Source organism: Rhizomicrobium sp., assembly GCA_037200385.1.
In the GTDB taxonomy this organism is placed as follows: Bacteria; Pseudomonadota; Alphaproteobacteria; order Micropepsales; family Micropepsaceae; genus Rhizomicrobium.
The window spans coordinates 2134726-2155131 of sequence record JBBCGL010000001.1 but is presented as its reverse complement, the minus strand read 5'-3'; the positions used below and the strand labels follow the sequence as shown (position 1 = coordinate 2155131).

20 protein-coding genes are annotated in these 20406 nt (G+C 68.1%); 17 read left to right on the top strand and 3 right to left on the bottom strand.

From position 1 onward, the window contains the following. The first annotated feature begins 43 nt into the window (after positions 1–43). Positions 44–844: a bifunctional hydroxymethylpyrimidine kinase/phosphomethylpyrimidine kinase gene (gene thiD, locus WDM91_10200; GenBank protein MEI9994955.1), complete on the top strand. Its 801-nt coding sequence runs from the start codon at positions 44–46 to the stop codon at positions 842–844. Between the two features lie 7 nt (positions 845–851). On the opposite strand, the gene WDM91_10195 is transcribed toward thiD, so the two are convergent. The 3 genes from WDM91_10195 to WDM91_10185 form a co-directional block, all read right to left on the bottom strand. Beyond that, on the bottom strand, positions 852–1724 hold the full coding sequence (locus WDM91_10195) for an NAD(P)-dependent oxidoreductase (GenBank protein MEI9994954.1): 873 nt from the start codon (positions 1722–1724) through the stop codon (positions 852–854). Between the two features lie 29 nt (positions 1725–1753). Continuing rightward, positions 1754–2314, bottom strand: a complete 561-nt coding sequence (locus tag WDM91_10190) for a PAS domain-containing protein (GenBank protein MEI9994953.1) — start codon at positions 2312–2314, stop codon at positions 1754–1756. Between the two features lie 61 nt (positions 2315–2375). Beyond that, a complete protein-coding gene (locus WDM91_10185) occupies positions 2376–2822 on the bottom strand; it encodes a DUF1810 domain-containing protein (protein MEI9994952.1) in 447 nt (148 codons plus the stop codon). An 88-nt stretch (positions 2823–2910) separates the two neighbouring features. On the opposite strand from WDM91_10185, the gene WDM91_10180 reads away from it, so the two are divergent. The 16 genes from WDM91_10180 to ftsA all read left to right on the top strand — a co-directional run bounded on the left by WDM91_10180 (position 2911) and on the right by ftsA (position 20391). Then, positions 2911–3399, top strand: coding sequence for a hypothetical protein (locus WDM91_10180; GenBank protein MEI9994951.1), 489 nt, complete (start codon positions 2911–2913; stop codon positions 3397–3399). 474 nt (positions 3400–3873) lie between these two features. Beyond that, entirely contained in the window at positions 3874–4335 is a 462-nt protein-coding gene (locus tag WDM91_10175) for a hypothetical protein (GenBank protein ID MEI9994950.1), read from the top strand. Then, positions 4332–5246 (top strand): 16S rRNA (cytosine(1402)-N(4))-methyltransferase RsmH, encoded by a 915-nt coding sequence (rsmH, locus tag WDM91_10170; GenBank protein MEI9994949.1) that lies wholly within the window; start codon positions 4332–4334, stop codon positions 5244–5246. Before WDM91_10175 ends, rsmH begins: the two co-directional genes overlap by 4 nt. A gap of 12 nt (positions 5247–5258) precedes the next feature. Then, a complete protein-coding gene (locus WDM91_10165; protein ID MEI9994948.1) occupies positions 5259–5609 on the top strand; it encodes a hypothetical protein in 351 nt (116 codons plus the stop codon). A gap of 7 nt (positions 5610–5616) precedes the next feature. Then, positions 5617–7224, top strand: coding sequence for a penicillin-binding protein 2 (locus tag WDM91_10160; GenBank protein MEI9994947.1), 1608 nt, complete (start codon positions 5617–5619; stop codon positions 7222–7224). Further along, positions 7224–8702, top strand: a complete 1479-nt coding sequence (locus WDM91_10155) for a UDP-N-acetylmuramoyl-L-alanyl-D-glutamate--2,6-diaminopimelate ligase (protein MEI9994946.1) — start codon at positions 7224–7226, stop codon at positions 8700–8702. Before WDM91_10160 ends, WDM91_10155 begins: the two co-directional genes overlap by 1 nt. Beyond that, complete coding sequence (locus tag WDM91_10150) at positions 8699–10069, top strand: UDP-N-acetylmuramoylalanyl-D-glutamyl-2,6-diaminopimelate--D-alanyl-D-alanine ligase (GenBank protein MEI9994945.1); 1371 nt, start codon at positions 8699–8701, stop codon at positions 10067–10069. The genes WDM91_10155 and WDM91_10150 overlap by 4 nt, the downstream gene beginning before the upstream one ends. 4 nt (positions 10070–10073) lie before the next feature. After that, a complete protein-coding gene (gene mraY / locus WDM91_10145; GenBank protein MEI9994944.1) occupies positions 10074–11165 on the top strand; it encodes a phospho-N-acetylmuramoyl-pentapeptide-transferase in 1092 nt (363 codons plus the stop codon). Between the two features lie 3 nt (positions 11166–11168). Beyond that, positions 11169–12587, top strand: coding sequence for a UDP-N-acetylmuramoyl-L-alanine--D-glutamate ligase (murD, locus tag WDM91_10140; GenBank protein ID MEI9994943.1), 1419 nt, complete (start codon positions 11169–11171; stop codon positions 12585–12587). Beyond that, a complete protein-coding gene (locus WDM91_10135; GenBank protein ID MEI9994942.1) occupies positions 12584–13735 on the top strand; it encodes a putative peptidoglycan glycosyltransferase FtsW in 1152 nt (383 codons plus the stop codon). The genes murD and WDM91_10135 overlap by 4 nt, the downstream gene beginning before the upstream one ends. Continuing rightward, a complete protein-coding gene (gene murG / locus WDM91_10130; protein MEI9994941.1) occupies positions 13732–14823 on the top strand; it encodes an undecaprenyldiphospho-muramoylpentapeptide beta-N-acetylglucosaminyltransferase in 1092 nt (363 codons plus the stop codon). Before WDM91_10135 ends, murG begins: the two co-directional genes overlap by 4 nt. Then, positions 14820–16253, top strand: a complete 1434-nt coding sequence (gene murC, locus WDM91_10125; GenBank protein ID MEI9994940.1) for a UDP-N-acetylmuramate--L-alanine ligase — start codon at positions 14820–14822, stop codon at positions 16251–16253. Before murG ends, murC begins: the two co-directional genes overlap by 4 nt. Before the next feature lie 109 nt (positions 16254–16362). Next, on the top strand, positions 16363–17265 hold the full coding sequence (murB, locus tag WDM91_10120) for a UDP-N-acetylmuramate dehydrogenase (GenBank protein ID MEI9994939.1): 903 nt from the start codon (positions 16363–16365) through the stop codon (positions 17263–17265). After that, positions 17262–18188, top strand: a complete 927-nt coding sequence (locus tag WDM91_10115) for a D-alanine--D-alanine ligase (protein ID MEI9994938.1) — start codon at positions 17262–17264, stop codon at positions 18186–18188. Before murB ends, WDM91_10115 begins: the two co-directional genes overlap by 4 nt. After that, on the top strand, positions 18176–19111 hold the full coding sequence (locus WDM91_10110; protein MEI9994937.1) for an FtsQ-type POTRA domain-containing protein: 936 nt from the start codon (positions 18176–18178) through the stop codon (positions 19109–19111). The genes WDM91_10115 and WDM91_10110 overlap by 13 nt, the downstream gene beginning before the upstream one ends. Continuing rightward, a complete protein-coding gene (ftsA, locus tag WDM91_10105; GenBank protein MEI9994936.1) occupies positions 19111–20391 on the top strand; it encodes a cell division protein FtsA in 1281 nt (426 codons plus the stop codon). The genes WDM91_10110 and ftsA overlap by 1 nt, the downstream gene beginning before the upstream one ends. Positions 20392–20406: the final 15 nt, after the last annotated feature.

Sequence of the window (20406 nt, the reverse complement as noted above, 5' to 3'; positions counted from 1 at the left end):
CGCGGCACTCGGCCGGGGATGACAGCATAGCTGGGGAAAGAAAATTCAAACGACCGCGAAACCCATCCGCTTCCTCAGCATCGCCGGCTCGGACTCCTCCGGCGGCGCAGGCATCCAGGCGGACATCAAGACCGCGTCGGCCTTGGGCGCCTATGCGATGACGGCGATCACCGCCATCACCGCGCAGGACACCACCGGCATCGGCGCGATCCATCCCGTTCCGCCCGAGGTCGTCGCCGAGCAGATCGTGCGCTGCCTCACCGACATCGGCGCCGATGCGATCAAGATCGGCATGCTGGGCACGGCGGCGGTCGCGCGCGCCGTCGCCGCCGCGCTCGCGCGGCACGCGCACGGCATCCCGCTCGTCGTCGATCCCGTGCTGACGGCCACGCGCGGCGCCGTGTTCGCCGACGATGCGGTCGTCGCAGTCCTCAAGACCGATCTCTTCCCGCGCGCCGCGCTCGTCACGCCCAACATCCCGGAAGCCGAGCGTCTGTGCGGTTTCGCCCTGCGGACGCCGGACGACCTGCAGCGTGCGGGGCGGCATCTGCTGTCGCTGGGCCCCGCCGCCGTGCTGCTGAAGGGCGGTCATGCCGCCGGCGCCACGCTCAGCGATCTTCTCTTCACGCACGACGCCGCGCCGCAAAGCTTCGCCGCGCCGCGCCGCGACACGCGCCACACCCACGGCACGGGCTGCGCGCTGTCCTCCGCCATCGCCTGCGGCCTGGGCGAGGGGCTGGCGCTCGCCGACGCGGTGGCCCGCGCCCATGCCTTCGTGCAGCGCGCCATCGCCACGGCCCCCGGCTTCGGCGCCGGCAACGGTCCGCTCAATCTCCTGGCCTGAGGACGTCCTATAGTCCCGCCTTCTGTGCGATCAGCGCCGTCACGGCCGTCAGGTCCTTCTCGCTCCAGCCCGCCGCGACCGCCTCATCCAGATGCGTCCGCATCAAATCGCCCAGCGGCAAGGTCGCGCCCAGCTCCGCGGCGGCATCGCGCGCCAGGTTCACGTCCTTCAGGCCGAGCACCAGCCGGAAGCCCGGCGGCTCGAACGCCTCGCTGACGATCAGCTTGCCGTAGCCCTGATAGATCGGCGACGCGAACAACGTCGACGCCATGATCTCCTGGAACTGCGCATGGTCGCCGCCGCCCTTGCGCAGCAGCGCGAAGGCCTCGCCCAGCGTCTCGACGACCGAGACGATGAGGAAATTGCCGGCGATCTTGAACAGGTTCGCCTGCTCCGGCTTTGTGCCGACGATCTCGACGCGGCGCCCGACCGCCGCGAACAGCGGCTGCAGCCGCGCGACGGCATCGGCGGCGCCGGCCGCGACCACCAGAAGCTGACCCTCCGCCGCGACGCCGGGGCGTCCGAACACCGGCGCCGCGACATAGCCGAGCCCGCGGGCCGCATGCGCCGGCGCGAGTTCGCGGGCCAGCGCCAGCGACACCGTCGCCATGTTGCAATGGATCAGGCCCGTGGCCGCATGGTCCAGCAAGGCGCCGTCGAGCCCGACGCCGCGGATCGCCGCGTCATTGGCGAGCATCGAGACCAGCACCTCGCCGCCCAGCGCTTCTTCGGGCGCCTTCGCCGCCGTCGCGCCTTTGGCGACCAGCGCCTGGACCGGCTCGGGCGAGCGGTTCCACACGGTGACCGCGTGTCCGGCGCGCAGCAGGCTGCCTGCGATCCCGGCGCCCATCGCGCCCAGTCCGATCACTCCGATTTTCATGGCATGGCCTCTGCGTCGCTGCGACGGGACTATACCGCGGCCTTTTCTTCGTGGAGCGCGCAGATTCGGAAATCGAGCGGATCGCCGAGCGCTTTTTGCGTCGAGCGGATCTGCACGAACTCCTCCGCCTTCCAGTTGACATGCACCAGCACCGGATGGGTATCGCCGCATTCCGGCGCGAAGGGCAGCAGGATCTCTTCGCAGACATAATCCGCGCCATGCGTCAGCGGCACGCGCCGGTGCCCGACGCCGATCGCGCCGCGCGCGATGGCCGAGATGATGCGCAGCCGCTCGGCGCGATAATGCTCCGGCGCCAGCGCGATCCAGTCCTGGCCGGTGAGTTCGGTGTTGAGGGCGCGGCGATAGCGCGTGCCGGCCAGGCGGATGACGACGCTCTTGTCGGGCACGACTTCGAACAGCAGCAGGTTCGGCAGGAACGGCTTGATCTGCCTGGGATCGAGCTTGGCGCGGGGCGGCAGGGCATCGCCGGTCCATAGCGAGAGCCAGTGATCGGCCAGGACGCGGTTGTCCGGTTCCAAGGCAAGGCCTGCAAGGACCTGTGCGGCGGCTCGTTTGCTGACCGGTTTCATCGCCTCGAAGACTCTCACCGCGCGACGCGGGCGAGGCTAGGGGCAAACCGCTAATGCTTTGTTAGCGCGGGTGTCGTCGCGGCTCGGCAAGTTTTGCGCGTGTTGCCGCATCCTCGACGCCGGCGAAATATTTCGTCAGGGCCGCGCGGAACACCGGTTCCTGCGGTGCCGCGCATGCGAACAGCGTCATCGACGAGCGGAATTTGAGGTCGTCCGGGCTGCCGAAGATCGCATGCGCATCGCGGCTTTCGACCGAGAGGACGAGCTCGGTGCAGGCCTTGAGCCGTGGCCCGAGCACCGGATGCGCCAGATAGGCGCGCGCCTCGTCGAGCGAGCCGATCGCGTAGCGTTGCGCCATCGCGCTGAAACCCAATCCCGCGATCTGCGGAAACACGAACCACATCCAGTGGCTGCGCTTGGCGCCGGCTTCCAGTTCGGCGTGGACGCGGGCGATGACCGGCGCCTGGGCCGTCACGAAGCGTTCGAGGTCGAAAGAGGGCTCGGACATGCAGAGACTATCGCACGGAAATAATTTTCCTACAGCCTCTTGAAATAAAGGTATTTAAGCCTATTTCTGGGATTTGGAGAGGAAGAGCATGACAGATCCCGTGAAGACCGCGTTGGAGCGCATCGCTGGCGGACAATCAGAATGGAAGGCGCGCCCGACCGAAAATTCTCCTGCGCCGGGGCCGCGCCGCGCCGTCATCCCCGAAGCGCCGGCGCTGCCGCAGCAGCCCACCCTTCGCATCCCCGCGCGTCCGCTGCCCGAAGAGGATCCCTGGACGCTCCACCGCAAGCCCGCCGCGCCACAGGACACCGAAGCCTGGCTGAACACGTTGATCGGCGAATGCCATTTCCTGATGAGCGAGGTCGCCTATCGCTGCCTCGCGCAGTCCTCCGATCCGCAGGATCGCTTGGCCTTCATGCGCGTCGCGCTGGAATGCGCCCATACCGGCGCCCATGTGGCGCAATCCGTTGCGACGCTGCGGTCCACACCGCTCAGCGAAGATCGCCGGTTCGCCGATGTCGTCGAAGCCCACAAGATCCTCGACGCGCGAAAAAAGGCGGAGGCTGGCAAACAATGATCAAGGCCTTGCGTCCCGACGATGTCTGGCAACCAAAGCTGGGCGCGCCACTCGGCAACCGCAATGCGCGAAAGCATGGCCGACGCGACGCCCAGGCGCGCCTGCTGCGGCGTCGCATCGCCGCCTTTCGCAGGAGCGCGAAAGCCTTGCTGGCACGGATTGAAAACGAGAGCGCGGAACCTCACCGACGGCATTGGAAGGACCAGATAGGCATAAATTCCACTAGGATATAATTCCGATGCTCGGCGTTAAGCTTTCGTTTACCGGGGTGACCATAGGGTTTACACGTTTTGGTTTTGTTCCGCAGACACTACAGCTTGACGAGGGGATTCTACGGGTAGACGCCAAGTCCCTCATTTTGCACGGCTTTTTGGTTGACTACCGTTCACATCCCATGCTATCCCAGACTGTCCCAGAGGCTTTGTATTAGGTCATCCCGCCGCAAAGCCCCTTCGGACGAGGGGATGCGCGTTTATGACCAGCCTGCCGTTCATGTCGACGGTGATGGGGTCGCTCGATAGCAAAGGGCGCGTCTGCATCCCTGCGACCTTCCGGCAGGTCCTCGCCGCCCAGAACACGGCCGGTGTCTATCTCTACCCCTCCTTTGTCGATGCGGCGCTCGAAGGCTTCGGCCAGGTCGCGATGGACGGTCTGAGCGCGCGGCTCGCCGCGCTCGATCCCTTCCTCTCGCCGGCGCATGACGACATGGCGATGGCGATCATCGCCCGCACCCAATTGCTTCCCGCCGACGATGGCGGCCGCGTCCGCCTGCCCGACGCGATGATCGCGCATGCCGGTCTCAAGGACCGCGTCGCCATCGTCGGCATGGGCCAGAAGTTCAAGATCTGGGACGCCGATGCCTATGCCGCGGTCGAGGCCGAAAGCGTCGCCCGCATGAAGGCGAAGTTCGAAGCGGCGAAGGAGGGCGGCGCATGAGCGGCCATCTCCCCGTGATGCTCGACGAAGTCCTGCGGATGCTGGCGCCCCGGGATGGCGAGCACTATGTCGACGGCACCTTCGGCGGCGGCGGCTACACCCGCGCGATCCTCGAAGCCGCCGATTGCCGCGTGCTCGGCATCGACCGCGACCCCGACGCCATCGCCCGCGGCCAGGCGCTGGTCGAGCGCTTCGCCGGACGCCTCACGCTGGTGCAGGGCGAGTTCTCGCAGCTCGCCTCCTATCTGGACGGCGCGCGCACCGACGGCATCGTGCTCGATCTCGGCGTCTCGTCCTTCCAGTTCGACGAGCCCGAGCGCGGCTTCTCCTTCGCCAAGGACGGGCCGCTCGACATGCGCATGAGCCGCGACGGCGAAAGCGCCGCCGATTTCGTGAACACGGCGGACGAGAAAACGCTCGCCGGCGTGATCGCCCGTCTCGGCGAGGAGCGCAACGCCCGCCGCATCGCGCGTGCCATCGTCGCCGGGCGTCCCGTCGAAGGCACCGCGCAGCTCGCCGAGATCGTGAAGACGGCACAGGGTCCCGCCGCCGCGCGCTTTGCGATCCATCCCGCCACCCGTACCTTCCAGGCGCTGCGCATCCATGTGAACGACGAGCTCGGCGAGCTCGAGCGGGCGCTCGAAGCCTCGGTCGACACGCTGGCACCGCAAGGCCGCCTCGTGGTCGTCGCGTTCCACAGCCTGGAAGACCGCATGGTGAAGCGCTTCCTTTCGGCCCGCAGCACCTCGGCCCCCAACGCCTCGCGCCATGCGCCCGACGCCCGTCACGCCGCGAACGCGCCGTTCAAGCTTCTGACCTCACGTCCGCTCAGTCCGTCCGAAACCGAGATCAATGCCAACCCTCGCGCCCGTTCGGCGCATCTGCGTGCCGCCCAGCGTCTGGCGGCTTAAGGAGGCTTCGATATGGTTCGCGTTCTCAACACTCTCTGCGTGGCCCTGGTCGGCCTGTCGATCCTCGCGCTCTACCACGTCTCCGAGCGCACGCGCGTCGCGCGTGTCGAGCTCGTCAACGTCAACCAGCAGATCGCCGCCGAGCAGGCGCATATGAGCGTTCTCGAAACCGAATGGGAGCGCGTCGCGCGCCCCGAGCGCATCCAGGCGCTGGCCGAGAACCATCTGGGCATCAGCGGCGCGCCGAGCGTGCAGCTGTCCTCGTTCGAGGCGCTGCCGCGCCGCGGCGACGAGGCGCCGCTCAGCGACACGCCGATCCGCCAGGCCGCAATCCAGACACCGGCGACCGATACGAGATTCTGAGCTGCGCATGACCCAGGCCCCGACGATCTATCAGCGGCGCATCGTGATCGGTGCAATCCTCTGCGTCGTGGCCTTCGCGCTGATCGGCGTCCGCCTCGTCGACGTCACGTTGTTCAAGGCACGGCTCGCCGGCGGCGCCGTCACCGACAACGCGGTCTTCGCGCGCGCGGACTTCGTCGATCGCAATGGCGAGCTTCTCGCCCGCGACCTCCCCGTGATGGATCTCTACGTCCTGCCGCACGCCCTCTATGACAAGGACGAGGCCGCGCGCGACCTCGCCGGCCTCACCGGCACCGACGCGCGCCGCCTGCGGGCGGCCTTCGACAACACCAAGCACCCTTATGTCCTCGTGGCGCGCCAGCTGACCCCGGACGTCCAGGACAAGGTGATGCATCTGGGCCTGCCGGGCCTGGAATTCGAACCGAACACCAAGCGCTATTACCCCGACGGCCGCGCGGCCGCGCAGCTGCTGGGCGTCACCGATCCGGACGGCAACGGCCAGTCCGGCCTCGAAGGCGGCCTCGACACCCAGCTGCGCACCGCGCCGTCCGAGCCGGTCCAGCTCGCGGTCGACATGCGGGTGCAATTCATCCTGGCCAGCGAGGTCGAGGCGGCGCGCAAGACCTTCCGCGCCGTGAAGGCCGGCGGCATCGTGATGAATGTGGACACCGGCGAAGTGCTCGCGATGGTGTCGGTCCCGAATTTCGATCCCAACGACCGGCATTTCAAGGGCGACGACAGCGACAAGAACATCATGGCGGGCGACCGCTACGAGCTCGGCTCGGTGTTCAAGGTGCTGTCCTTCGCGCTGGCGACCGAGGACCACACGACGACGCCGGACGAGGTCTTCCGCATCGGCAATGGCTTCAAGATCGGCAAGTATACGATCCACGAAGCGGAAGCGATGCCGGCCACCTATACGGCGCGCGACATCCTCGCCCATTCGTCCAATATCGGCACGGCGCAGATCGCTCTCCGCTCCGGCGGCACGCGGCAGCGCGAATTCCTCGACAGCCTCGGCATCCTCCACACGCTGCGCACCGAGCTGCCCGAATTCGCCCGGCCGCTCTACCCATCGCCGGCGCATTGGGGAACCATCGAGACCGCGACGATCGGCTTCGGCCACGGCATCTCGGTGGCGCCGCTCTCCTACGTCGCGGCCGCCGCCATCGTGGTGAATGGCGGGCGCCGGATTACGCCGACCTTCCTCAAACATCCCGCCGACGCCCGCGGCGCGCAGGTGCTCAAGCCCGGCACCAGCGCGAAAATGCGCGATCTGCTGCGCTATGTCGTGACCAACGGCACCGGCCGCAAGGCCGACATCCTCGGCTATGACGTCGGCGGCAAGACCGGCTCGGCCGAAAAGCCGCGCGAGGACGGCCATGGTTACCAGCACCATGTCCTGGTGACGTCGTTCCTCGCGGCGTTTCCGATCGAGGATCCCCGCTACATTGTCTTCGTGCTGCTGGACACGCCGCACGGCACCAAGGAAACCGGCGGAATCGCGCTCGCCGGCTCGACCGCCGCGCCGCTCGCCGGCCGCGTGATTTCGCGCATTGCGCCGCTTCTGGGCGTGCCGCAGAAGCCGGTCCCAGCGACCCGCGAGAATACATAATGGCAACACATTCCGGGGACAGGATCGGAGCCGGTCAGGTGGGCGAGAACGCCATGCAGGCGTCGGACGGTTTTACGGGACTCGCGAGCGACAGCCGCGAGGTCAGGCCCGGCTATTTGTTCGCCGCGCTCTCGGGCTCGAAGGCCGACGGCGCGGCCTTCCTGAAGGACGCCGTCGCGCGCGGCGCGGTCGCGGTGCTCGGCCGTCCTGACATCGGTCCGGCCGCCGCGGCGCTCAATGTGCGCTTCATCGCCGACGACAATCCGCGCCTCGGCCTCGCCCGCCAGGCCGCGCGCTTCTTCGGCGCCCAGCCGAAGACCGTCGCGGCCGTCACCGGCACCAAGGGCAAATCCTCCATCGTCGCCTTCGTGCGCGAGATCTGGACGGCGCTGGGCAAGCCCGCCGCCAGCCTCGGCACGGTCGGCGTCGTGACGCCCTCCGGCGAGATCCCGCTTCGGCACACCACGCCCGATCCGATCGAAGTCCACCGCCTGCTCGCGCAGCTGAAAAAGGACGGCATCGATCATCTCGCGTTGGAAGCGTCCAGCCACGGCCTCGATCAGTTCCGCCTCGACGGGGTGGAGATCGCCGCCTGCGCCTTCACCAATCTCAGCCGCGACCATTTCGACTATCACGGCACGGTCGAGCACTATGTCCGCGCCAAGCTGCGCCTGTTCTCCGAAGTGGTCCGCGAGGGCGGTCTCGCCGTCGTGAATGCCGATGCGGAATATGCCGAGCGCTTCATCGCCGCGGCGCGCCAGCGCGGCCTGAAGATCATGGCGGTCGGCGAACGCGGCGAAGCCATCCGCCTTTTGTCCCGCGAAGGCCGCATCGACGGCCAGACGCTCCGCCTTCGGCATGCCGGCCAGGATTATACGGTCGGCCTGCCGCTCGCCGGCAGCTTCCAGGCGTCCAATGCCTTGATCGCTGCCGCGCTGGTGATCGGGCTGGGCGACGATCCGGACCGAGTTTTCGCCGCGCTCGAACATCTCAAAGGCGCTCCCGGCCGGCTCGAGAAGGTCGCCTACGCCGCGTCCGGCGCGCCGATCTATGTCGACTACGCCCACACCGATGCGTCGCTCGCCGAGGTCCTGACCGCCGTCCGGCCGCATGTGGCGGGCCGGCTGCACGTCATTTTCGGCTGCGGTGGCGACCGCGACAAAGGCAAACGCCCGCTGATGGGCAAGGCGGCGACCGACAACGCGGATGTCGTGATCATCACCGACGACAATCCGCGCACCGAAGATGCCGCCACGATCCGCAACGAGGCGCTTGCCGGCGCGCCCGGCGCACGCGAGATCGGCGACCGGGCGACCGCCATCCACGAAGGCATCGCCGCGCTCGCGACCGGCGACCTGCTGATCATCGCGGGCAAGGGCCACGAGAGCGGCCAGATCGTCGGCACGGAGACCCGTCCCTTCTCCGACCGCGACGAAGCCGTGAAAGCCGCATTGTCTCTGGGAGGGCGCGCCGCATGACCGCGCTCTGGACATCGGAGGAGGCGCAGGGCGCCACGCTCGGCATTCCCGGCCGCGCCTTCGAGGTGGACGGCCTCTCCATCGACACGCGTACGCTGCGCAAGGGCGATCTGTTCGTCGCACTGAAGGGCGACAGCCGGGATGGCCATGATTTCGTCAAGGCGGCGTTCGACGCCGGGGCCGGCGCGGCGCTGGTCAGCCGCGATCCGCCGGGTCTCGGCGCCGGCGCGGCCTTGCTTACGGTCGCCAACACCCAGCGCGGCCTGGAAGATCTCGCCCGCGCCGCCCGCGCCCGGTCCTCGGCGAAGATCGTCGGTGTCACCGGCAGCGCCGGCAAGACCACGACCAAGGAATTGCTGCGCGTCGCCCTCGGCGCCCTCGGCACGACGCATTGCTCGGCCGCGTCCTACAACAATCACTGGGGCGTGCCGCTCAGCTTGGCCGCCCTGCCGCGCGACGCCAAATACGGCGTGTTCGAGATCGGGATGAATCATTTCGGCGAAATCCGTTCGCTGGTCGGATTCGTCCAGCCGCATGTCGCGCTGGTCACCACCATCGCGCCGGCGCATCTCGAATTCTTCGGGACCTGCGAAGCCATCGCCGACGCCAAGTCCGAGATCTTCGAAGGCCTGAGCCCCGGCGGCGCCGCGATCCTGCCGGCCGACAGCCCCTACGCCGACCGCCTCGGGGCCCGTGCCCGCCAGGCGCATGTCGGCCGCATCCTGAAATTCGGCGAGAAGCCGGGCAGCGACGCCCGTCTCATCGCCTATGAAGAGTCCGCCGATGGTTGTCACGTCAAGGCGGATATCTGCGGCACGCCGGTCGAATTCCGCATCGGCGCACCGGGTCGGCACATCGCGGGCAATGCCGTTGCGGCGCTGCTCGTCGTCGCGTTGCTCGACGGCGACGTGTTGAACGCCGCCGCGGCGCTCAAGGATTTTGCCGCGCTCAAGGGCCGCGGCGCCCGCTTCGCGGCCGGCGATGTCGATGTGATCGACGAGAGCTACAACGCCAACCCGGCCTCGATGGCCGCCGCGCTGGCGCTGCTCGGCGCCGCCAAGGGCCGCCGCATCGCCGTCCTGGGCGACATGCTGGAGATGGGTCCGGATGGCGCGTCGCATCACGCCGGCCTGGCGGTTCCGCTCGAGGCGGCCCGTGCCGATCTCGTCTTCCTCTGCGGGGCACAGATGAAATCCCTATGGGACGTCCTGCCCACGGCGCGCCGCGGCGCCTGGACGCAAACCTCGGCCGAGCTCGCGCCGCTTCTGACGGCGGCGCTGAAGGCCGGCGACACCGTCCTGGTCAAGGGTTCGCTCGGCAGCAAGATGGCCGTGATCGTCGATGCGTTGAAAGCGAGGGCTGCATAACGCCATGCTGTATTATCTCTCGCTGCTCACCCATACCGACCAGCTCGCCTTCTTCCGGCTGTTCAAATATCTCACCTTCCGCTCCGGCGGCGCCGTCATCACGGCACTGATCCTCGCCTTCATCGTCAACGGCTCGCTGATCCAGTGGCTGAAGGTGAAGCAGGGCAAGGGCCAGCCGATCCGCGCCGACGGCCCGCAGCGCCATATCGTCGAAAAGGCCGGCACGCCGACCATGGGCGGGGTCCTGATCCTGCTGCCCTGGATCGTATCCACGCTGCTCTGGGCCAACCTGTCCAACCAGTATGTCTGGATCGTGATGCTGGTGACGATCGCCTATGGCGCGCTCGGCTTCGCCGACGACTATCTGAAGGTGAGCAAGCGCTCGTCGGCCGGGGTCAGCGGCTATGTCCGCCTTGCGGTGGAGTTCGGCGTCGCCTTCGCGGCCACCTGGCTGGTGATGCGGCTCGAGGACCCCTCGCTGCAGGGCACGCTGGCGGTGCCGTTCTTCAAGAACTTCGTGATCCCGTTCGGGATCGGCTTCGTCGTGGTCGGCGGCATCGTGATCGCGGGCGCGGCCAATGCGGTGAACTTCACCGACGGGCTCGACGGCCTCGCCATCGTGCCGGTGATGATCGCCGCCGCGACCTTCCTGCTGATCGCCTATCTCGTCGGCAACTACAATTTCTCGAGATATCTCGAGCTGATCTACGTCGCCGGCAGCGGCGAGCTTGCCGTCTTCCTCGCCGCCCTGATCGGCGCCGGTCTCGGCTTCCTCTGGTACAACGCGCCGCCCGCCATGGTCTTCATGGGCGACACCGGTTCGCTCCCGCTCGGCGGGGCGCTCGGCGCCGTCGCGGTCGCGGTCAAGCACGAGATCGTGCTGTTCATCGTCGGCGGCCTCTTCGTGTTCGAGACGATTTCCGTGATCGTCCAGGTCATCTCGTTCAAGACCACCGGCAAGCGCGTCTTCCGGATGGCGCCGATCCATCATCATTACGAACAGCTCGGCTGGAAGGAGCCCACCATCGTCATCCGTTTCTGGATCGTCGCGGTGGTCCTTGCGCTGGTCGGCCTTGCAACCCTGAAGCTGCGATAGCCCATGATCGTTGCGCGCTCCTTCCATGGCAGGGACGTCGGCGTCTTCGGACTGGCGCGGAGCGGCCTTGCGTCCATCGCCGCGCTGAAGGCCGGTGGCGCGAATATCCATGCCTGGGACGACAAGGAGGAGGCGCGCCGCGAGGCTGCGGCGCTCGGCGCCGTCATCCTGCCCTTCTCGGAATGGCCGTGGGACCGGATCAGGTCGCTGGTGCTCTCGCCCGGCGTGCCGCTGACCCATCCCAGGCCGCACGCCATCGTCGAGCGCGCCAAGGCCGCACAGGTCGAAGTCATCGGCGACATGGAAGTGTTCGCCCGCGAGATGGGCGCCGATCCCGCGGTTCCGGGCCGTTCTCCCGTCATCGCCATCACCGGCACCAACGGCAAGTCGACCACGACCGCGCTGATCGGCCATATCCTCGCGGCCAACGGCTACGACGTGCAGGTTGGCGGCAATATCGGCAAGGCCGTGCTCGATCTCGAACCGCCTGGTCCGCAGACGGTCTATGTCCTGGAGCTTTCGTCCTACCAGATCGACCTCGCGCCGGGCCTTGTGCCCGACGTCGCGGTGCTGTCGAACATCACGCCCGACCATATCGACCGCCACGGCACGCTGGAGAATTACGCGGCCGTGAAGGCGCGACTCCTGAGCCAGACCTCGAAGAGCGGGCTGGTCGTGGTCGGCGTCGACGACGCGCCCTCCGCCGCGATCTTCACCCGCCTTGCCGCCGGCGGCGGCGCGGCGGCCGTTCCTGTCTCGGTCGGCAAGGTGCTGGGCCGCGGCGTCTTCGCGGTCGACGGCGCGCTCTACGATGCGCAGGGCCAGCGCGCCGCGAAGGTGATGGATCTCGCCGGCGCCGCACATCTTCCCGGTGCCCACAACCAGCAGAACGCCGCGCTCGCCTATGCCGCGACCAAATCCTTCGCCCGCGATGCCAGGACGATCGCGACAGCCATCGCCGATTTCCCGGGCCTGGCCCATCGCATCGAGGAGGTTGGACGGATCGGCGAGGTCCGTTTTATCAACGACTCCAAGGCCACCAATGCCGATGCGGCGGCACGGGCCCTTGCCTGCTATCCCGACATTTTCTGGATCGCCGGCGGCAAGGCCAAGGCGGGCGGCATCGAGAGCCTCGCGCCTTTTTTCCCGCGCATCCGCAAGGCCTATCTGATCGGCGACGCCGCGCGTAGCTTCGCCGCGACGCTCCGCGGCCAAGTCGCGTACGAGATATCCGGCACGCTCGGCTCGGCCGTCCGCGCCGCCGCCGCCGATGCGGCGCAGTCGGGGCTGTCGTCGCCCGTGGTGCTGCTTTCGCCCGCCTGCGCCTCCTTCGACCAGTTCAAGGATTTCGAGCATCGCGGCGACGTCTTCCGCGACCTCGTCGCCGATCTGCGCGCCGATCCCGTACGGGAGGCGTCATGAACAGCCGCGCCGACCGCAGCTCCTATGCCGCCTGGTGGTGGACCGTCGACCGCCCCGCGCTGGTGCTCATGCTCATGCTCATCGCCATCGGCCTGATGCTCGCCTTCGCCGCCAGTCCCGCCGCGACCGGCGGCTCGCTGACGGCCGGCGATTTCCGCTATGCCGTGAAGCAGATCGTCTTCGCGGTCATTGCGGCCGGCATCGTCGGCGGCGCCTCGCTGCTCTCGCTGCAACAACTCAAGGTCGCCGCTGCGATCATTTTCGCCGTGGCGCTGATCGGCTCCGGGCTGGTACTGGTGGTCGGCAACGAAGCCTTCGGCGCCCACCGCGCCGTCGAACTCGGTCCCTTCTCGCTCCAGCCTTCCGAATTCCTCAAGCCGGGCTTTGCGGTGCTTGCCGCGGCGATCATCGCCGACCGCAATCCGATGCCGCTGCCCAAACCGTTGATCGCGCTGCTCCTCATCCTGCCCGCCATCGCCGTCCTGCTGAAACAGCCCGATGTCGGCCAGACCACGCTGCTGCTCGCGCTCTGGGCCGCGCTGCTCTTCTTCTCCGGTGTGCCGCTCAAATGGATGAGCATCCTGGCCGGCAGCACCGTCGTGCTGGGCACGCTCGCCTATGCGCTGTTCCCGCATGTCCATCACCGCATCGACCAGTTCCTGGACCCCGACGGCGAGGGCGGCTACCAGACCAAGCTTGCGCTGCGGGCCTTTGCGCATGGCGGTCTCACCGGCGTCGGACCGGGTGCCGGCACGGTCAAGTACCACATCCCCGAGGCGCATTCCGACTTCGTCTTCGCCGTGGCGGGCGAGGAGTTCGGTCTCATCCTGTGCGGAGTCATCGCGCTGCTGTTCTGTGCCCTTGCGGTGCGGCTGCTGCTGCGTTCGGCCGAACAGCGCGACCGCTTCTCCCAGCTCGCCGGCGCCGGCCTCGCCACCGTCACCGCGCTGCAGGCCTTCATCAACATGGGCGTGGCGGTGCATATGCTGCCCGCCAAGGGCATGACGCTGCCGTTCATCTCCTATGGCGGCTCGTCGCTCTTCGCGGTGGCGCTCACCATGGGCTTCGCGCTCGCGGTCACCCGCCAGCGTCCGCAGCTCCCGACCCGCGAGCACTCCCTCTACGAGCTTCTGGGAGCGCGCGCATGAGCGTCATCGTGCTCTCGGCCGGCGGCACCGGCGGCCATCTCTTCCCGGCGCAGGCGCTGGCAGGCGAGCTGCAACGGCGCGGCGCGACGGTCGTCGTCTTCACCGATGCGCGTTTCAAGAACTACGCCACCGCCTTTCCCGATGCGCGGATCGAGACCGTGCCGTCCGCCGCCTTCTCCGACCGCTCCATCCTCGGCCTGCTGAGTGCGCCGTTCGAGATCGTCGGCGGCATCGCCCTGTCGTGGATCAAGCTCCGCCGCCTGAAGCCTGTCGCGGTGGTCGGATTCGGCGGCTATCCAAGCGTTCCCGTCATGATCGCCGCCATCGCGTGCCGCATTCCGACCGCGATCCTGGCGCCGGATGCGCTGCTCGGCCGCGCCAACCGGCTGGTGATGAATCACGTCCGCCTGATCGCCGCAAACCTGCCGCTGGTCCGCTTCCTGCCCAAGGACATGAAAAAGGTCGTCTACACCGGCAACACGCTGCGTCCCGAAGTCGTCGCGCTGGCCGGCGCGCCTTACGACAAGCCGACGCCGAGCGGCCCGCTGAAGCTGCTCGTCTTCGGCGGCAGCCAGGGCGCGCGCGTCTTCAGCGAGCTTGTTCCCGCCGCTATCGCGCTGCTGCCGGAGGCGATACGCGCCCGTCTCGATATCGTGCAGCAATGCCGGCCGGAGGACCTCGAAGCGGTCAAGGCCGCCTATGCCCGCGCCGGCGTGAAAGCCGAGCTCGCGCCGTTCTTCGGCGATATGCCGGCCCGGATCGCCGCCGCCCATCTCGTCATCGCCCGCTCCGGCGCCGGCACGGTGAGCGAGCTCGCCGCGATCGGCCGTCCCGCGATCCTCGTGCCGCTGCCGCACGCCCTCGACGACAACCAGACGCCCAATGCCGACGCGCTGGAGAAGGCCGGCGGCGGCTGGCGCGTCCGCCAGTCGGAGCTCACCGCGCAAAAACTCGCGGATATGCTGACCGCGGCATTTGCCGCGCCCGACGATCTCGCCCGGCGTGCCGCCGCCGCGCGCAGCATCGGCAAGATCGACGGCACGCAGCGCTTCGCCGATGCCGTCGAGCAGATCGCGAGGGCCGCATGACCGCCCCCGCCAAGACCCGCGTTCCGCTCGATGTCGGCACCATCCATTTCATCGGCATCGGCGGCATCGGCATGAGCGGCATCGCCGAGATCATGCACAATCTGGGCTACAAGATTCAGGGCAGCGACGTCGCCGACAGCGCCAACGTCAAGCGGCTGCGCAAGATGGGCATTCCGATCATGATCGGCCACAGCCCGGAAAATCTGCGTGACGCCCACGCCGTGGTCTATTCCTCCGCCGTGAAGCCCGGGAATCCCGAGTTCGATGCCGCCCGGGCGCTCAGCCTGCCGCTGGTGCGCCGCGCCGAGATGCTGGCCGAGATCATGCGCCTGCGCTCCTGCGTCGCCGTCGCCGGCACGAACGGCAAGACGACGACCACGACGCTGATCGCGGCCCTGCTCGACGCCGGCGGCCTCGACCCCACCGTCGTCAATGGCGGCATCATCAACGCCTACGGCACCAATGCGCGGCTCGGAGCCGGTGAGTGGGTCGTGGTCGAGGCCGACGAGAGCGACGGCACCTTCCTCAAGCTGCCGGCGACGGTTGCGGTCGTCACCAACGCGGATCCCGACCATCTGGATTTCTACGGCACCTTCGACCGCATGCGCGACGCGTTCCAGCGCTTCGTCGAGAACGTGCCGTTCTACGGTTTCGCCGTCCTCTGCCTCGATCATCCCGAGGTGCAGGCCATGGTCGGCCGCATCGAGGACCGGCGGATCATCACCTATGGCCTGTCGCCGCAGGCCGACATCCGCGCCACGAACGTGCGGTTCTCCGAGGGCGCCTCGCATTTCGACGTGGTGATCACCGATCGCCGCGCAGGCACGCAGAGCCGGATGGATGACCTCAGCCTTCCGATGCCGGGCGAGCACAATGTCCAGAACGCGCTGGCCGCGATCACCGTGGCGCGCGAGCTCGGCATCGGCGAGGAGATCATCCGTGCTGCGCTCGCCAAATTCGGCGGCGTCGGCCGCCGCTTCAGCAAGGTCGGCGAGTGGAACGGCGCGGCGATCATCGACGACTACGCGCACAATCCGTTCAAGATCGCGGCGGCGCTCAAGGCCGCCCGCCAAGCCTATAGCGGTCCGGTGGTCGCGATCGTCCAGCCGCACCGCTACACCCGCCTGCACGACACCTTCGAGCAGTTCGCCAAATGCCTGAACGATGCCGATGTGGCGATCATCGCGCCCGTCTATGCGGCCGGCGAGAAACCCATCGAGGGCATCAGCCGCGACAGCTATGCCGAGGCGCTGCGGGCCCATGGCCACCGCGACGTCCGGGTGATCGAGGGTGAGGCCGATCTGCCGGCGCTGCTCGCGACGCTGGAGAACAACCTGGACGGCGGCGCCATCGTCTTCCTCGGCGCCGGCTCGATCACGCAATGGGCACATGGGTTGGAGCTGGTGATGAAGGCGAGGGGCACGCCATGAGGTGTTCCGTGTGCATGGCGAATAGCGAATGGCGAGTAGCGAATAGGGAAAGCCACGTTTCCCCCCGCTCGCTACTCGCCATTCGCTATTCGCTTGCGGCAGCGGGGGCATGATGATGACCCGCCCCTGCGATGCCCTCCCGCCCGTGCGCGGCACCTACACCGCCGACGCGCCGCTCAAGGACCTCGTCTGGTTCCGTGCCGGCGGTCCGGCGGAGATTCTCTTCCGCCCTGCCGATGCGCAAGACCTCGCGACCTTCTTGGCGGCGAAGCCGGCGGATCTGCGCGTCGGCGTGATCGGTGTCGGCTCGAATCTCCTGATCCGCGACGGCGGCATTCCCGGCGTGGTGGTGCGCCTACCGGGCGCGATGGGCAAGACGAGCATCGACGGCACCCGTGTCACGGCCGGCGCCGCCGCGCTCGACGGCAACGTGGCGAAGCTTGCGGCGGATGCGGGGATCGCCGGTCTCGAATTCCTGCGCGGCATTCCCGGCACGGTGGGCGGCGCGCTGCGCATGAACGCCGGATGCTACGGCCGCGAGATCAAGGACGTGCTTGTCGAGGCCACCGCCATCAACGGCCGGGGTAGTGTCGTCACGCTCAAGCCTGCCGATATGGGTTTCACCTATCGCCACAGCGCCGTGCCGGACGATGTCATCTTCGTCAGCGCCGTGTTCGAGGGCACCCGGGACGATCCCGCCGCGGTGCGTGCCCGCATGGACAAGCTGGTCGCCGACCGCGAGGCCAGCCAGCCGGTGAAGACCCGCACCGGCGGCTCGACCTTCAAGAATCCGCCCGGCCGCAAGGCCTGGCAGCTGATCGACGAAGCCGGTGGCCGCGGCCTGCGGCGCGGCGCGGCGCAGGTCAGCGAGATGCATTGCAATTTCCTCATCAATCTGGGCGATGCGACCGCCGCCGATATCGAGGCCTTGGGCGAAGAGGTCCGTGCCCGGGTCAAGGCGAAGTCCGGTGTCGTGCTGGAGTGGGAGATCAAGCGGGTGGGCGTGGCATGACTTCATACAAGCGCGTGGCAGTCCTGCTCGGCGGGCGTTCCGCGGAACGCGAAGTCAGCCTGTCGTCCGGCGCCGGCATCGTGAAGGCGTTGCGCGAAGAAGGCTTCGAGGTGCTCGAGATCGATCCCGCCGACAATCTCGCACAGCAGCTTCTCGATGCGCAGCCCGACGTCGTCTTCAACGCGCTGCACGGGCGCTGGGGCGAGGATGGCTGCGTCCAGGGCCTGCTCGAGCTTCTGCGCATCCCCTACACCCATTCGGGCGTGCTGGCCTCGGCGCTGGCGATGCACAAGCAGCGTACCAAGGACGTCTATCGCGCGGCCGGCCTGCCGGTGGTGAACTCCATCGTGGTCGACCGCCGCGAGGCCGCGGCGCAGCACCTGATGGAGCCGCCCTATGTGGTCAAGCCGGTCAACGAAGGCTCGTCGGTCGGCGTCTTCATCATCCGCAAGGGCGCGAACCGCCCGCCCGAAGCGCTGGGCGCCGAAGACTGGACGATCTCCAGCGAGATGATGGTCGAGGAGTTTGTCCCCGGCCGCGAACTCACGGTCGCGGTGATGGGCGGCAAGGGACTTGGCGTGACAGAGATCACCACCAATCTCGAATTCTACGACTACGAGGCGAAATACGCGGAGGGCGGCTCGATCCACGTCCTTCCCGCGAAGATTCCGGCCGCCGTGGCAAAGGAAGCTTTGGCGCTGGCCGAGCGTGCCCATGCGGCGTTGGGCTGCCGCGGCGTGTCGCGCACCGACCTGCGCTACGACAACACGGTGACGGACAAGCATCGCCTGGTGCTGCTCGAAACCAACACCCAGCCGGGCATGACGCCGACCTCGCTGGTGCCGGAACAGGCCGCCGTCAACGGCATGTCCTATTCCAAGCTCTGTCGCTGGATCGTGGAGGATGCCTCGTGCGATCGGTGAAGATCGACCGCAAGACCGCCCAACCCCGCAGCAAGAGCGGGCGCGGCTCCGCGCGTGCGTCGCGCAAGACCCCTGCACAGGCAAAGCCGTTCGGCCGCCGCAGCCGGCCAGAGCGGCTCTCGCGTGCCTGGCGCGCTCTGACCGGCTGGCTCCTGTTCCGCCGCCCCATGCTGGTGTTGTCGGGCGTTCTGCTGCTCGCCGCCTTCGTCGTCGCGCTCTTCGCCGGCGGCTATGTCCACCGTGCCTTCGCTGCCGTCGATACCGCGACCGCGACGACGCTCGACGATGCGGGCTTCGGCATTTCCAAGGTGCATCTCGCCGGCAACCAGCGCACCCCCGCGGAGTCGATCATCGCCGCGCTCGGCTTCGAGCCCGGCCAGTCGATCTTCGGCGCCGACGTCCAGACCGCGCGGCTGAGGCTCAAGAAGCTGCCCTGGGTCGCCGATGCCGATGTTCGCCGGCGCTATCCCGACGACATCTCGGTCCGCATCGTGGAGAAGCTGCCCTTTGCCGTATGGCAGGCGCCGGACCGGAAGGTCTGGGTCGTCGAGCGTGATGGCGGCCTGATCACCACCGACGGCGTCGACGAATTCCGCCGCCTGCCGATCCTCGCCGGCGCCGGCGGCTCCAATGCCGCCGATATCGTCGATGCGGTGGCGACGCATCGCGCGGTTACCGCCCGCATCCGCGCCTATCGGCGGATGGAAGAGCGCCGCTGGGACCTGATCCTCGACGACGGCGTCGTCGTGCAGCTCCCCGAGACCGGCTGGAGCAAAGAACTCGACGCGCTCGAGCATCTCATCATCGACAAGGGCGTTCTCGAACGGGATGTGACCGTCGTCGATATGCGCGCGCCGCAGCAATATTTCCTCACGCTCAAGAGCGGCGAGAAGAAGACCGAGCCGAAGGGGAATGCCGCCTGATGGGAGAGACGATCAAATTGCGCACGGGAGGAGAGATGCCGGCCTATCGCGCCGGCCTGGTCGCCGTCCTCGATGTCGGCTCGTCCAAGACCGTCTGCCTGATCGGCCGCGCCGAGCCGGGGAGCTTGCGCGTGGTCGGCGCCGCGTTGCGCGAGAGCCAGGGCATCCGCGCCGGCACCGTGATCGGCATGGAGCATGCCGAGGAATCGATCCGCGATGCGGTTGCTGCGGCCGAGAACCATGCCGACCTGCGCATCCAGAACGTCATCATCTCGGTCAATTGCGGCCAGCCGGTCAGCGTGACCAGCCGCGCCGCCATGGCGCTCGACGGCGAATTGGTGAGCGACGCCCATCTGCGCCGCCTCCTGGCCGACGGCCGCTCGCGCTGCCTGCTCGAGGACCATGAGCTGATCCAGAGCGCCCCGACCACCTATGTGGTCGATGAGGCGCGCGGCGTGCGCAATCCGCTTGGGATGTTCTGCCAGCGCATCGGCGTCGCCATGCACGCGGTCGCGGTCAAGCCGTCGCCGCTCAACAACCTCAAGCTGGCGGTCGAGCGCTGCCATCTGGGCGTCGTCGGGACTCAGTTCGCGCCCTATGCCAGCGGCCTCGCGACTCTGACGGACGACGAGAAGCAGCTCGGCGCCACCGTCATCGACATGGGCGGCGGCGTCACCTCCATCGCGGTCTTCCTCGAAGGCCATCTCGTCCATGCCGACGTCGTGCCGATGGGCGGCCAGCAGGTCACGGCCGACCTCGCCCGCATGCTCGCCGCACCGATCTCCGCGGCGGAGCGCGCCAAGACGCTGTACGGTGCGGCCCTGGGCGACATGGAGGCCGGCGCCGACGTCATTCCGCTGGCCCAGATGGGCGAGGAGGGCGAGGACAGCGCGATGCGCGTGCCGCGTTCGATGCTCACCCGCATCATCCAGGCCCGCCTGGAGGAGATTTTCGGCCAGGTGCAATCGCGCCTGCGCGCCAGCGGCTTCGACGTGGCCGCCGGCCGTCGCGCCGTGCTGACGGGCGGCGCCTGCCAGCTCGCCGGCACGCGCGAGCTCGCGGGCCGCATCCTCAACAAGCAGGTGCGCATCGGCCGCCCGCAAAGCTTCCCCGGCCTTCCCGCCGCGTCGCTCGGTCCCGACTACGCGACGGCGGTCGGTCTTCTCATGGCGGGCGCGACGTTGCCGCCCGAGGTCCTGAACCCAGAACGTGCGCATGAAACGCCGGAAACAAAGGCGTCCGGATGGCTTGGCCGGTTGACCGGTGGGCTGTTCGGATGATTCAACAATAACAAT